The organism is Marinomonas sp. 63XJN7_7_ISO-PGPR-S23-202, from assembly GCF_056173505.1.
In genome coordinates, this window is record NZ_CM149677.1 from 3,442,397 (window position 1) to 3,457,092 (window position 14,696).

Sequence of the window (14,696 nt, forward strand, 5' to 3'; positions counted from 1 at the left end):
CTCTATTCAATCTTTGTATCGGTGGCAAAGCCCACAAACTGGCCTTTGCGATCAATCGACCACACTTCCAATGCCATATGATCAGGAATATAGCGGCGAGCAAACAACAGCGCCTGCTGGCACACGGCATCCGCCAAATTTTCTTGGTTGCCATTGCCATGTTGATTAAACAACGCCAAGGCTTCCACACTGGTATTGGCCCCTCGCATACGCATTTGTAGTGATTCATCGGCACCCAGAGTGGCCGCAAGATCCGCCAAGACCTCTAAATTAATACTAGAGACTCGACTGTTTAAATCCATATGCTGTTGGGCCAGTTTACTGATTTTACCAAAGCCGCCACAAATACTGAGTTTGCTTAATTGAATCGAGGCAGCGTGCTCCACTTTTCGAATATGCTTTAGCACGGCGCCGACAAAGTCACCCATTTCAATCAAAGCCATGTCTGTTAAGCCATAATGCTGTTTTATTGCCACTTCACTGGCGTTGCCCGTCGTGGCCGCAATATGTGTCAGACCATTGGCTCGGGCCACATCAATCCCTTGATGGATCGAGGCGATGTAAGCAGCGCAAGAAAAAGGCCGCACAATTCCCGTGGTGCCAAGAATAGATAGCCCTCCCACAATGCCCAAACGAGGGTTCATGGTTTTCAAGGCAATTTGCTCACCATTGATCACACCGACAGAAACGGCAAAGCCGCCGTTATAATCATAACGTTTGGCGAACTCGGTCAAATGACTCACCATCATGTTTCGGGGTACGGGATTAATGGCAGGCTCACCAACGGCTAATACAAGGCCCGTTCGGGTTACCATACCGACCCCTTGAGCCGCAAAAAACTGAACCCCTTGCTCGGCTGTCAAACGCAGCTCAACGAACACCGTTGCGCCATGGGTCGCGTCTGGATCATCTCCTGCATCCTTAACCGTTGACGTTCTAATACCCTTTTCCAAGGTTAAGTCTAACGCCTGATAGGACTCAATGGTCAGTTCAACCGTTTGCCCCTTGGGTAAGGTCACACTCACCTGTGAGGTTTGATGACCACCTAAAAGTGCTTGTGCCGCGGCCACACAACAGGCTGTTGCACAGGTTCCTGTGGTCAACCCTGTTCGAAGGGGAGCAGGCTCGTCAGCACTTTCTGGCCACATAATTACCTAGCCTTACTCGCTCGCTAAGGACGAAGCTTGCTTTAAAAATAACTTTGCAGTCGCTTCCACATTAGAGGGAAAGAACAAATGTAGATAGCTCGCCGTTAACGCTTTTTGCTGATAAATTGGCTCCCCCGGGGCAGGATGACGCTGACGGCGACCATAACCCACAGGAGTGGGGGTATTGGCGCTACGGGATCGATGATGGGCATGTCCACGAATGTCACCTTCTGGCATAACAGCCGTTTGCATGCCTTGGCAGCCACGCTTCCCCCGCATCGCGCCTTGCCCCTCCAGAATACCTAACATGCGGTACTCTCTTTCCTCTAAATCCGTCAAGGTTTCTAAACTATAAAGCATGCCACCACACTCGGCTAAAATCGGCTGACCGGATTGGTAAAATGCCTGAATGGACGTGCGCATACTAATGTTTTCTGACAACGCCTTGGCATGCAATTCTGGGTAACCACCTGGCAACCATAAAGCATCAGCATCGGGCAACCTTGCATCATTTAATGGCGAGAAAAAGATCACTTTCGCCCCTAAGTCTCTTAATACATTTACATTGGCGTCGTAGATAAAGCTAAAGGCTGCGTCGTTGGCAACGGCTATGGTTTTTCCCTGCAGTAATGGCTCAGTCTTCAGAGTATTTACGGGGTTTTTCGCGGGTTGAAAAGACACGACTTTAGGCAAAGCCAATAAGCCTTTATCCGCGCTTTGTTGCAACCAATCGACAGCGGCTTCAAAACGCAATTCTAATTCATCTTTGACTTCCTCGGCTTGCACTAACCCAAGATGGCGCTCTGGCAACGTCACCTCTTCATCACGCTTGAGTGTTGCAAGTAAGGGCAAATTGTCGGGCAGTGCATCACGAATCAGTTGAGCATGGCGCTCACTGCCACAGCGATTTGCGATCAAGCCAGCAATGGCAACATCATGACGAAAATTCGCCAAGCCAGAGGCAATCGCCGCTGCGGTTTGTGCCATGCCCTTTACATCCATCACAATCGCCATGGGGATATCAAAACGCGCGGCTAAATCGGCACTGGAGGGTTCGCCGTCAAACATGCCCATCGCCCCTTCAACAAGAATCAAGTCCGCTTCTTGGGCAGCAAGATAGAGTCTATCTTGACAGTAATCATCTCCGGCCATCCAAATATCTAACTGTTCTACAGGTTGCTGAGATGCCTGGGCCAAAATTTGTGGATCCAGATAATCAGGCCCGGTTTTAAACACACGTACCACCTTACCCTGCTTCGTAAAATACCGCGCCAAGGCCGCTGTAATGGTCGTTTTCCCCTGATTAGAAGCCGGTGCGGTTAAAAAAAGTGCCGGACACAGCGCGGCAATTGACCTGGTCATGATGGTGTCCCTAAAATCGAATTCAATAATATGTATTGTGCCCCTAATTGTTGGGCGATGTCTTGTCCACGACCACGTTTAATGGCCGCGTTTTCGGTATCGATCAGCACGCAATCACCCAATAAATCCCCTTTGTCAGAAGACTCTGAAAAGTCTGACAAATCCGCTTGGGTACGGCCATCGGTCAAAATATAGGTACGACTTAATAAACCCGCTTGGCGCTTACGTTGCTGGTTTAAGTATTGTCGAGCTTTATCAATAACCAGGCGAAACGGTGTGCCGCCACCCGCGCTTAACTGATCTAATAACTCGGTGATCTCTTTTGGCGCACGTACTCTGGGCAAAACCGATGAGACCCCGTCCTGACCAAAGCCTAAAATAGCCATGTGTTCTCGAGCAAGATAGGCGCGCTTCGCAATGTCAATAATCACCCCTTTGGCTTTTGCAAAACTCCCTTGACCCAACGTAGAGGCAGACGAATCCAACAAAACAAGGTGCAAAACGGGCTGGCCAGTATTGGCCATTTTGGATGTTAGGTTTTCTGGTGGCCAGGTTTGCGGATTTTTCGTCAGACTTCGAAACCAATCCACACTCGTACTATTTGTTGAAGCATCAGGACGATAGCCACCTTGATGCTTACCTCGGTGCTTTCCCGGCGTCACCTCACTGATCGATGAACTAGACGATGGGGAGCGAGAGGGAATATCACTTGCGGGAAGCGGTATTCGAACATGATGGTCTGCACTTTCTGGTGTCATACTGCCCCATTCACCTTGTGAGGTTTGGTCCTCTTTCTGCTCGCTACGGGTGTTGTCTGGGGCTTGTGAAGGCGGCATTTTTGGATCTTTAAAAGAATCAGCAGGACGGCGCGACGGCGGCACACTAGAAGGAGGGACTTGCTGATGAGGTTGTCGACGGTGGTCCAACACAAACGCCTCAACCGCTTGAATATCATCAATCGAGACCGTCTGTGCGCCACGCCAGGCGGCATGCGCCATGGCCGCTCGTACCCACACGATATCGGCTCGCACACCATCCACATTGGCTTCATAGCAACGGGTGGCAATGTCCATACGTAGGGCATCAGCACAGCGTACTTTTGTTAGCAACTCGCGGGCCGCCTTCACACTGTGCCTAAGATTACGTTGCTTGTATTTGAACGCGTCACAAAACCCTTTGGGATCTTGATCGTACTCATCACGCAATCGCACAATTTGTATTCGTTCTTCTAAACTGTATTGGTTACTCAAAGACACCATCAAACCAAAACGGTCTTGTAGCTGCGGACGCAGCTCCCCTTCATCTGGATTCATCGTACCGATCAGCAAAAACTTCGCCTCGTGTTCATGGCTAATACCATCACGTTCTACACGGTTCACGCCACTGGCAGACACATCCAACAATTGATCAACCAAATGATCCGCCAACAAATTGACTTCATCCACATACAACACGCCACCATGGGCACGGCTTAACAACCCAGGTTTGAACACCACCTCTTTGTCTTGCAAAACCTGTTCTAAATCTAATGCCCCTAACAGACGATCTTCGCTGGCACCTAAAGGTAACGTCGTAAACGGCACAAACGCCTCATTATTCAGCGTTGGCATAACACCGGATAAACCACGCGCTAGGGTTGATTTCGCCGAGCCACGCGGCCCACTAATGAGCACTCCCCCAATTTTCGGATTAACCGCTACCAGAATAAGAGCAAGCTTCAAAGACTCTTGCCCGGCAACGGCGGTAAAGGGAAAATTACAATGGGCTAAACTGCTCATGTTGGCGTTACCTGTTTCATATGATCAAAAAGAGTGGCATAAACCCAATCAAACACTCGATGGGTAACATGCAAAAAACCGCCCTATTGTAGGCGGTTTTCATCCAGTTTGTCTTGTGGAGATAGCTGTCTATTTGCTCACACATCCCCTAAATCATGCTTAATCGCTTCTGGACAATACTGTTTAACGTGCTGCTCGACCAATCCTAAATCAAACTGTTCTAATGCCTGTTTGATTGCATGACGCTGCTGACTTGGCATGTTGTGATAGATGGCATGGAAACACTTTTCTGCTCGCTGCATATCACCTTCCTTGGCGGCCAGTAGGAGTGGGCGCCAATTTTCAGGGGTTAAACTCGTCACCAATGGGGCGGCTTTTAGGCCGTCAGCCGCCTTAGGATGATGACTTTCCTTCCCTTCATCTGTCTCTTGAGGTTCCTTATCATAAACAAAAGATAAATCCTCAATGTGGTTAACTAAACTCTGATAAAGCTCCGCCACTTTATAGGGTTTAGACACCACTTCCCAAAAGCCTGCATCAATCAAGGCTTGATGCTCTTGAATCAGTGTTGAGGCCGTTACGGCAATGACGGGAATAGGCTCAGCTTGAGGAAGCGCCCTAATGGCTTGCAGCAACTCACGGCCATCCATCTTGGGCATGCGAATATCAGTCAACACCAGATCAGGGGAATGCTTCTTAAACAAGGCTAAAGCCTCTTCTCCGTGCTCTGCTTCCCAAACCTGACTCCCTGCTTTTTCGAGTAACGTAATAAGAATATCTCGAGACCAATCGTCATCATCTGCCACCAGCACTTGAATGCTTCGATTCAAATGTAAATGGCTCATATCTTCACCGGATAATATCGGCATAATATCTTCAACCTCCTCTTTAAGAGGCAACAGGATGGTCGCTTTTGTGCCCTCGTCTAATACACTGTCAATGTTTAACTGTCCTTCCATCAACTTCACTAACGTATTCGTTAGCGCTAGCCCTAGCCCTGAGCTCTTTTCAACACCGCTATTTCGCTCTTGAACAAATGGCGTAAACAAGTGTTCGAGTAACTGTTCATCTATACCTACGCCCGTATCCTGAACGGTAAGGCGTAAGATTTCATTTTCATATGAGGCACTGACAGAGATATCACCCTGATGCGTAAACTTCGCGGCATTGGTTAGAATATTATGGAAGATACGTTGTAACTTAACAGAATCCCCCCAAACACACAGACCTTCACTAACTTGATTGTTTACCTTGAGATCAAGGCCTTTGTCTTCAACCCTTTGGCGAATCACATCAATCGCTTGGTTAATTTCTTTATGAAGTTTGATTTTGTGGCCCTGCAGATCCAAACGACCCGCCTCAATACGCGCAATATCAATAATATCATTGAGCATATTTAACAAGCGCTCGCCTGCGGCAATAATCGCTTGGAACCTTGTATGGGCAACGCCCTCAAAGTGTGTGTCTTCACTCAGTAATTGCGCGTAGCCAATGATGGCGTTTAGCGGCGTGCGGATTTCATGGCTCATATTGGCCAGAAAATAGCTTTGGCTTTGTTGTTGCTGAGCTTCTTTTTGTAAAGCGGGATCAATATGTAGCTCATTAGTGCCTAACGTGCGTGGATTATGCTCTCGGGAAGCCTCAGCAGAGAGAGTATGATGAGAAGATTCCTCTTTAGAGAGATCATCCCCAAATATTTCTTCATCGTCCAACGCGTCTTTACTTTCTCCCAAGTAATAAAGCGCTTCTTCGGTGGTCATTATCTTATTTTTATGTGTTGTCTCTTTTAAGAATGACTCTTGCAGCGCCACAAGGTGATAAATACAATGAACCGTACCAGCAATACAGGTCGGCTGATTATTTCCATCGCTTTCGACCACACTGCCACGCATCTCTATCCAATGAGCAACACCATGTTCAGAACTCATACTCAAACGCAAACCGGGCTCTGAACTCCCTTCTTTTATTGCCATTAGCCAGTCAATAAAGGCTTCTTTATCGACTTCACTCAAATGCTCAAGCCAATCGTCTTTTGTTTGCACTTGCAAGTGGTATTCATCAAAGCCTTCAATAAAATCCAAAGACAACTCAAAGCGATCAGGCTTAATAAACCATTGCCATAACCCAAACTGAGCATTATGAATGGCTCTAAAATGCCGCTCTTTTTCTAATGACAAAGCTCGCCACTGTCTAGCCAACAGCAACGAACCGACAAAAAAGACCACAACAAACAAAAACAGCACCCAATCAAACAACTCAAAATCAGGCATTCCAAGCGCCTCCGCTATAGTTTTTCAGGTCGATGAAAGTGATACCCTTGCCCCCATTCCACCCCCAACTCCCGTAGAGCCACCACAATTTCTTGATGTTCAATAAACTCAGCCACTACGGGTTTTTTCAGCATCTTAGCCAATTTAACAATGGAATCGACCATACCGTGATGAATGCTATTCACATGCATATCCCGAACAAACTCGCCATCTATCTTGATCACATCAAATGGTAAGTCTGTTAAGTATGAGAAAGACGAGAATCCCGCTCCAAAATCATCCAAGGCAATGCTGCAGCCAGACTCATGCAGCAAAGACATAAAATAGCGCGTTTCAGTGAAATTATTGAGTGCCTCTGTTTCGGTAATTTCAAAGCAAAATTTATCCCCTTCCAACTGATACTTCTGTAAAGTATCCAGTATAAAGGGAGCAAAATCCGGCTCTCTCACCGATAAAGCTGACACATTCAGAGCCACTTGGTCAATGCTGTTCCAAAGCTCAGGACGTTCAGCCAATTGCATCATAGTGTGCTGAATGACCCAGCGATCAATTTTGGAGACAATACCAAAGCGCTCAGCAGAGCGGATAAAATCATTCGGATAAATGAGTTCACCTGTTTTGTCATCTCGTAGCCGTACCAATATCTCAATACGCTTTTTCTTATCCTCATTGTCGCTATCAAGAGAAAAGACCTGTTGAAAGTGCACTTCAAATAAGTCTTTTTCCAGACCATCGATAATGATTAGCCCCCAATTTAAATTACTACGACGTTCATCAAGGGCCAGTTCTTTTTCATCAACCACTACCCGTTGATAAGAACCAGATTGTTTCGAAGCGTAACTCACCTCATCCGCAATCATAATGACCTGTTCAAAGGTCACCATTTCTATGGTAATGGGAATGGCGATTTGAGTAATGGATGTCGGAAAATTTCGACCATCCCAAGTAAAAACAAAATGCCCTATTTCCGTATTGAGCTGTTCAAAAAAAGCTTCAATATCTTGTGCGCGGCTTCGGCCTACCGCGATGGCAAACTTATCGCCCGTAAGACGCGCGCAATAATATTTTTTGGGATCGGCTACACGATTGATAATCTGTGCGATTTGAAATAATAGACTATCGCCAGCCACACAACCGCAAGCATCGTTAATCAAACGGAATTCATTAATATCAATCAGGACAAAGTAAGGTACACTCACATTCGATTTATGCTGAACACCTGAAATAAGGTGGGTCACATGTTCTTCTAAGGCATCTCGATTATAGAGTTTGGTGACAAAATCATGCTGGGCAAGATAGTTTAAACGATCTTGCATATAGCGCCGCTCGCTGACCTCTTTTTGTAAACTTCGGTTAACGGCATTGAGATCGTGAGTTCGTTCACGCACTCGTTCTTCAAGCGTGTTATTTAACTCTTTAAGCTGTTGTAGTAAATAGAAGCGTTCCAATTGATGTTCAACACGGGTCCGTACTTCATCGACTCGAATAGGCTTGGTGATGTAATCATTTCCACCGGCCGCAAACCCCTTAGTAATGTCATCAACTAAAGCCGTGACAAAAATGATAGGCAAATCCACTAGTGCGGGATTCGCACGAATTCGACGACAAGTTTCAAAGCCATCAATCCCGCTCATCATGACATCCAACAGCACCAAATTCGGTTTGTTTCGCTCTAAAAGCTCTAATGCTCGCTCACCGGAATTGGCAACCATGACCTGACATTCTTCGCTGGCGATAACGTCGCTCAGTACACGCAAATTCTCAGGAACATCGTCTACAATTAAAACAGTCGACATCTTTTTCATACAGACACCCTAATTCCATCCCTATAAACTCATCACAATTACTGCAGACAGTTACATTTGATAGATCGTTCTATAAATCTAGTCGATTCTGCTCTATTTGTTTGTCTTATTTTGTTGCGCATGGACAGATGTCGTGAAAAAAACCTCATACGATAAAAAAACGCCTTGACCTGTGACTTAACTCAAAGGTTTATACTGACTACTCATCCACTACTTAATGTCATCGCTCATGGAGAGGGTCATTACTATGTATCGAATTGGCGAATTGGCAAAGGCCTGCAAAATCAATAATGACACACTGCGTTTTTACGAAAAGAACGGCCTACTGAGCCCGTCTAATCGTTCCGATTCAGGCTATCGTCTTTATTCGGAAAAAGACAAGGAAATACTGCAGTTCATTCTCCGCGCAAAAGGGGTGGGATTTAGTTTAGCGGAGATACGTGAGTTATTGTCCATTGAAGTTGATAAAGCCAATAACGCCTGCGCGGATGTTAAAGAATTAGTGGATGCAAAGCTGCTTGATGTGGAGCAGAAACTCGCCGAATTAACACGCTTTCAAACTTCCCTAAAACATTTATCAGACGCTTGTTGTGGCGGCGAAAAAAGCGCCGAGCACTGTACGATTTTAGAGGCTCTGGAGTCTGATACCAGCCAAATTCGCCATGAACATCACCATCATGAGGCGCACTAAGATGATTTTTTTAGAACATTTCTACGTGCTTTTTTTAGAGTCTGCTCCTTGGCTACTCATCGGTCTTGTCCTTGCTGGCATGTTAAAAATGTTTGTTTCCATGTCTTGGATGACGACTCAACTTGGGGGACATGACTTAAAAACCACCATAAAAGCCGCCTTATTCGGCGCCCCACTCCCTCTCTGTTCTTGTGGGGTTATTCCTGCGGCGGTTGGCTTACGTCGTGCGGGGGCATCAAAAGCGGCCACCACCTCCTTTCTCGTGTCGACGCCTGAAACGGGAGTGGACTCCATTTCGGTGTCTTATGTATTACTTGGGCCTTTTATGGCCATTGTGCGCCCTATTGCTGCAGTTTGCAGTGCCATTATTGCAGGAATCTTGGTTGGTAAAGACGAAGTCAAAGACAATCAAACCACATCAATGCCTAAAACCTGTTGTTCCAGTCAACAACAAGAGACCAGTACAAACTGTTGCTCATCGAATACGAAAACAACTTCCTCTTGTTGCGGTCAAAACCATGATGAGAAACAAGAACCCAGCAGCATTGCCAGTAAAATACGCTCGGGGCTTGTTTACTCGACGACAGAGTTACTCGATGACACCGCCCTTTGGTTATTGATTGGCCTTGGCTTCGCAGCGTTAGTGCAAGCCTACTTACCAGATGTTTTTTTAGCACAATGGGGGAACGGACTGCTTGCAATGCTGGTGATGGTAATCGTATCTATACCAATGTATATCTGTGCGACCGCTTCCACCCCCATCGCGGCGGGCCTTCTATTAGCAGGCGTTTCACCCGGGGCCGTGTTGGTTTTCATGATGGCAGGGCCAGCAACAAACATCGCAACACTTGGTGTTGTCAGCAAAGAGCTCGGTAAACGAGCCCTAATGGGGTATTTAACTGGCGTATTAGGTGGTGCTCTCTTCTTCGGTTACTTGGTTGACCTAGCGGTTACACAATTTAACATTCAGGTGATGCCACAACTGGGTCAAGACGAGGCGCTACTTCCCGCGTGGGCGACACTATCAGCTGGCGTATTACTCGCCTTATTAATTATCCTATCTTTGGTTAGGAAAATGAAAAGTCGCATCACTGACAGCTGTTGCAATGAAACCCAAACGTCATGATTAAGAATTACTGTGTGAGTGAATCATTTTTTATTTATAAAAACACTTCGGGATAATTATCCGGATTATCCCGAAAATGGTCTCCTCTGATCAACTGGTAACAGATTACCAATTGCCAACATCACAAGCGACTTTTACCATAAACAAACGAGCCATTTTCAACAGAAGCTTGCGGGCCAGGAACCGCCTCCCCCGTTTGTGGTGAGATAGGAAAAATTGCATTGATCTGCCCCGTTCCAGAGCTACCAAAGTAGGGCGTCACCACTTCTACTTTTTGATCATAATCCGACCAACCTAATGCGCCCAATAACATGGCGGTATCATGCATAAATCCTTCACCGTGACCTTTTGCGGCGTATTCAGGCAGCATCTCGCAGAATGTTTTCCACTCTGCGTTTTCCCACATTTCAACGACGCGATGATCCAAAGTTTCCAAAAATGGACTCCACACTTTGGTGGAAAAATCTGGGGCTTGGCCATTTTGCGCAAAACGGTGAGAAAGCGAACCACTGGCAAGTATGGCCACCGTACCATCGTAGTGCTTTTCGATCGCTTCACGAATCGCCCACCCCAAACGAGCCGAGTCATTGAGATAATGTACCGTTAGCAACGCCGATACAGAGACGGCTTTAAAGTGACGGTCTTCATTCATGTATCGCATTGGCACTAACGTTCCGTACTCAGGTGCCAAGGTGGTTGCATCATGGGCTAAGGTTTCCACCCCTTGCTCATTACATACTTGAGCAATAATACGACCCAACTCAGGGTTACCATCTAACTCATACGGCATATTATTGATAAAGTGGGGTAACTCGTTGCTCGTGTACACACCTTCCCAGTGCGGAGCACAATTAATGTGATAATTGGCATTAACCAACCAGTGCGTATCAAACACGACAATGGTATCGACACCCAATTCTCGACAACGTTTCGATATCTCGTAATGCCCGTCAATAGCGGCTTGACGAAATCCTTTTTGAGGACCATCAAGCTCTGAAAGATACATAGAGGGAACATGCGTTATTTTTGCAGCAAGGGCTAATTTACCCATACGTTTTCTCCGCTTTTATATTGATCACATAATCGTGAAGCGCTTTAGAAATGGGTTGAAAGTCAACGTTCTCTTCAAGGTTGACTGAGTATTCAATAATAAAATGCAGAGAGAACCTCGCCTCTCTGCATGGTAATCATTTCCTAGACACCCCATTTTGGAATGTGGTGACTGCCCATACTGATACAGACGTTTTTAGGTTCACAGAAGACTTCGAAACTGTAATCTCCCCCTTCTCGCCCTGTGCCAGACGCTTTCATACCACCAAATGGGGTTCGAAGATCTCGCACGTTTTGGCTGTTGACAAACATCATGCCCGCTTCTACTTGACGCGCAATGCGGTGTACTTTGCTGACATCTTGAGTCCATAAGTAGGAAGCAAGTCCGTAATCATTGTCATTGGCCATCTTCACAACGTCTGCTTCATCTTTGAATGGGATGATCACAGCAACAGGGCCAAAGATTTCTTCTCGGGCAATTCGCATGGTATTGGTAACATCACGGAAAGCGGTTGGACGTACAAAGTGGCCGCCTTTTAGGTGTTCTGGAAGCTCATCAAGGGGTTTATCTGCCCCCCCTGCAATGAGCTTCGCGCCCTCTTCAATGCCCAACTTGATATAGCCAGTGACCTTTTCCCAATGCGCTTTAGAGATCAATGAGCCCACTTGGGTTTGCATATCGTTTGGATCGCCAACTTTGATTTTGGCGGCACGAGCAGCGAAATCATCACAGAACTTGTCGTAAATAGTTTCTTGAACAAACAAGCGAGAACCGGCTGTACAACGTTCACCGTTGATGGAAAAAATACCGAATACGGCGGCATCTAGGGCTCGCTCATAATCGCAATCATCAAAAATCATCACAGGAGATTTACCACCCAGCTCCATGGAGAATTTCTTCAGACCGGCATTCGCAATGATGTGTTTACCCGTTGCCGTGCCGCCGGTAAAAGAAATAGCATTGACGCTTGGGTCCGTAATCAAAGCGTTCCCTGTTGTCCCACCAAAACCATGAACCACATTAAATACGCCCGCAGGAACCCCAGCTTCAAGGGCAATTTTGCCTAAGAAATCCGTTGTCAAAGGAGACAATTCAGACTGCTTTATAACCGCTGTATTCCCCAATGCAAGACAAGGTGCTGTTTTCCAGGTTCCGGTCATAAAAGGAACGTTCCACGGAGAAATCAAAGCACACACACCAGTTGGCTGGTACAAACTGTAGTTCAACATTTGGTCATCCATTGGATAAGTATGGCCGTTCATTTGACGAGACTTCTCGGCAAAGAAATAGAAATTGTTAGACGCTCGAGGCACAAGTGCATTGCGAGTTTGATAGAGAGGCAACCCCGTATCAGCGGTTTCTAATGCGGACAATTCATCGACATTCTGAGCAATTAAATCGCCCATTTTTTCAATGATTTTAGAACGCTTAGCAACGGGCATGTTGGCCCAAGCAGGAAACGCAGCTTTCGCAGCGGCGACCGCTTCTGCGACTTGTGTATCGGACGCATGGGCCACTTCGGCAAGCACTTCTCCCGTCGCAGGGTTAAAGGTTTGAAACGTCTCCTTACTTTCAACCCATTTCCCATTTATTAAGTTCTTAATCATCGTCTTCATTCTCCAAGCTAGAAATTAGGTATTTTCTTTTTACACCCAAATTTAGTTAACATGTTAAATAAATTAAACTTAACAGCAATAAGGTGTCAAGCCCACACCCTTAAAGAAAGCAAATTAATTTGCGAGAACGAATGACACAACTAAGCAGTACAGGTGCATTGGCCAACAGCATTGTTAGACGTATCCAATGGACTTGATGCAGAATCTTGATGGCATCCGTAGCATAGATCGTCAACGATTCATCAAATAAAGCGCATATTGATGTTGACAAGGATTTTCTTTTACGCAAATATGATTAACATGTTAACTACATTTGGCAAAAATAATAATGTTTTACTTTAGGCAAAAAGAATCAAATACCGCCATTGCAAAAACGGCCCAAGCCAGTGTTGAGATTCCCTTAGACGACACTATCCTTCCTCCGACATCAGGCAACGTCATCGGCGTGGCGCTGAACGATAAAGCCCTCGTTAAGACGCTCGAAAAAAGCTTTCACGAGAAGCCCCATGTGCAACCACCCAAAACACCTGTTTTGTATATCAAAACAGACAACACGCACCTAGGCTATGGCGCTCCGATCAAGGTGCCAGCTGACAAAGGCCCTGTTTATGCAGGCCCGGCATTAGGCATTGTCATTGGAAAAACCGCCACACGAGTGAGTGCTGAAAACGCACTTGATGTGGTTCAAGGGTTTACGGTAGTGAACGAAGTCAGCCTGGCGGAAACGTCGTTTTACCGCCCCGCCGTCAAGGCCAAATGTCGTGACACTTTTTGCCCTATTGGCCCTTGGGTTATTGATAAAGAATCTATCCAAAACCCTAACAACCTAACCATTCGAACTGTCATTAATGACCAGATGGTTCATGAAACCAACACAAATCAGCTCATCCACTCTGTTGAAGAGATCGTGAGTTATATCAGTGGATTCATGACCCTTGAAGCGGGTGACATCCTCATTGCAGGAACGCCACTGCGTTCTGCAGAGCTTGAAATCAAGCCTGGCGATAGCGTGACGATCGATATCGACGGCATTGGTCAACTTAGTAACCCAGTGGAAATGGAGTAGGAAAAGACATGAAGAGTGCTCGTATACTATTTAACCATGAAACTTTGCATGTCACGGTGAACGAGAAAGACCAAGTCGTTACGCAAGCAGGCAAGGTGCTTGAAGAAGGCTCCTTCACTTGGCTACCCCCTTGTGACGGAAAGATTTTCGTTTTAGCCATTAACTACGCTGATCATGCGGCCGAGCTGTCATTCAAAGCACCCGATGAACCGCTTGTGTTTTTAAAAAACAACAACTCCTTGATCGGTCATAACCAACACACCTATCGACCAGACAATGTGGATTACATGCACTATGAGTGTGAACTGGTTGTCGTCATTGGCAAACAAGCCAAAAACGTTTCTGTCGACGACGCGATGGATTACGTGGGTGGATACACAGTGGGTAACGATTACGCCATTCGTGACTATTTGGAAAACTACTACCGTCCAAACTTACGCGTTAAGAGCCGTGACACATGTACACCAATCGGTCCTTACCTTGTCGATGCGAAAGATGTCAAAGACCCTCACAACTTGGTTCTTCGTACTTATATCAACGGCGAGCTCAAGCAAGAAGGCAATACGAAAGACCTAGTCTTTAATATCCCTCAGTTAATCGCTTACCTGAGTGACATCATGACCTTGTCGCCTGGGGATATGATTTTTACTGGCACACCAGAAGGTCTAGCCGATGTGCAACCCGGAGACGTGGTGACAACTGAAGTAGAAGGCGTTGGTGTTCTTAAAAATACCATCATTTCAGAAACGGAATACCTAAAAACGATTAATAAACAATAAGGGG

General features: G+C 46.2%; 11 protein-coding genes. 4 read left to right on the forward strand and 7 right to left on the reverse strand.

Going from position 1 to position 14,696, the window contains the following annotated elements; translation table 11 throughout:
* Nucleotides 1–2: 2 nt before the first annotated feature.
* The 5 genes from AC0VYG_RS15945 to AC0VYG_RS15965 all read right to left on the reverse strand — a co-directional run bounded on the left by AC0VYG_RS15945 (nt 3) and on the right by AC0VYG_RS15965 (nt 8,363).
* Entirely contained in the window at nt 3–1,148 is a 1,146-nt protein-coding gene (locus AC0VYG_RS15945; RefSeq protein WP_475428938.1) for a cobalt-precorrin-5B (C(1))-methyltransferase, read from the reverse strand.
* A gap of 12 nt (nt 1,149–1,160) precedes the next feature.
* A complete protein-coding gene (locus AC0VYG_RS15950) occupies nt 1,161–2,510 on the reverse strand; it encodes a cobyrinate a,c-diamide synthase (RefSeq protein WP_475428939.1) in 1,350 nt (449 codons plus the stop codon).
* Nucleotides 2,507–4,288: an ATP-binding protein gene (locus AC0VYG_RS15955; protein WP_475449863.1), complete on the reverse strand. Its 1,782-nt coding sequence runs from the start codon at nt 4,286–4,288 to the stop codon at nt 2,507–2,509. Before AC0VYG_RS15955 ends, AC0VYG_RS15950 begins: the two co-directional genes overlap by 4 nt.
* Nucleotides 4,289–4,425: 137 nt before the next feature.
* The gene (locus tag AC0VYG_RS15960; RefSeq protein WP_475428942.1) at nt 4,426–6,558 is read right to left on the reverse strand and encodes an ATP-binding response regulator; all 2,133 of its coding nucleotides are present in this window, start codon (nt 6,556–6,558) and stop codon (nt 4,426–4,428) included.
* A 14-nt stretch (nt 6,559–6,572) separates the two neighbouring features.
* Entirely contained in the window at nt 6,573–8,363 is a 1,791-nt protein-coding gene (locus AC0VYG_RS15965) for an EAL domain-containing protein (protein ID WP_475428943.1), read from the reverse strand.
* Nucleotides 8,364–8,610: 247 nt separating this feature from the next.
* Between AC0VYG_RS15965 and zntR the strand changes: the two genes are divergently transcribed.
* Both zntR and AC0VYG_RS15975 read left to right on the forward strand, forming a co-directional pair.
* Nucleotides 8,611–9,054 carry a Zn(2+)-responsive transcriptional regulator gene (gene zntR, locus AC0VYG_RS15970; RefSeq protein ID WP_475428944.1) on the forward strand — a complete coding sequence of 148 codons (444 nt, stop codon included), beginning with the start codon at nt 8,611–8,613 and terminating at the stop codon, nt 9,052–9,054.
* Nucleotide 9,055: 1 nt separating this feature from the next.
* Nucleotides 9,056–10,180, forward strand: coding sequence for an SO_0444 family Cu/Zn efflux transporter (locus tag AC0VYG_RS15975; protein ID WP_475428945.1), 1,125 nt, complete (start codon nt 9,056–9,058; stop codon nt 10,178–10,180).
* Nucleotides 10,181–10,301: 121 nt separating this feature from the next.
* Here AC0VYG_RS15975 and hpaD read toward each other — a convergent pair whose 3' ends face one another.
* Both hpaD and hpaE read right to left on the reverse strand, forming a co-directional pair.
* On the reverse strand, nt 10,302–11,231 hold the full coding sequence (hpaD, locus tag AC0VYG_RS15980; RefSeq protein ID WP_475428946.1) for a 3,4-dihydroxyphenylacetate 2,3-dioxygenase: 930 nt from the start codon (nt 11,229–11,231) through the stop codon (nt 10,302–10,304).
* Between the two features lie 143 nt (nt 11,232–11,374).
* A complete protein-coding gene (hpaE, locus tag AC0VYG_RS15985) occupies nt 11,375–12,838 on the reverse strand; it encodes a 5-carboxymethyl-2-hydroxymuconate semialdehyde dehydrogenase (protein WP_475428947.1) in 1,464 nt (487 codons plus the stop codon).
* Between the two features lie 337 nt (nt 12,839–13,175).
* Between hpaE and AC0VYG_RS15990 the strand changes: the two genes are divergently transcribed.
* Both AC0VYG_RS15990 and AC0VYG_RS15995 read left to right on the forward strand, forming a co-directional pair.
* On the forward strand, nt 13,176–13,913 hold the full coding sequence (locus tag AC0VYG_RS15990; protein ID WP_475428948.1) for a fumarylacetoacetate hydrolase family protein: 738 nt from the start codon (nt 13,176–13,178) through the stop codon (nt 13,911–13,913).
* Nucleotides 13,914–13,921: 8 nt separating this feature from the next.
* Entirely contained in the window at nt 13,922–14,692 is a 771-nt protein-coding gene (locus AC0VYG_RS15995; protein ID WP_475428949.1) for a fumarylacetoacetate hydrolase family protein, read from the forward strand.
* Nucleotides 14,693–14,696: the final 4 nt, after the last annotated feature.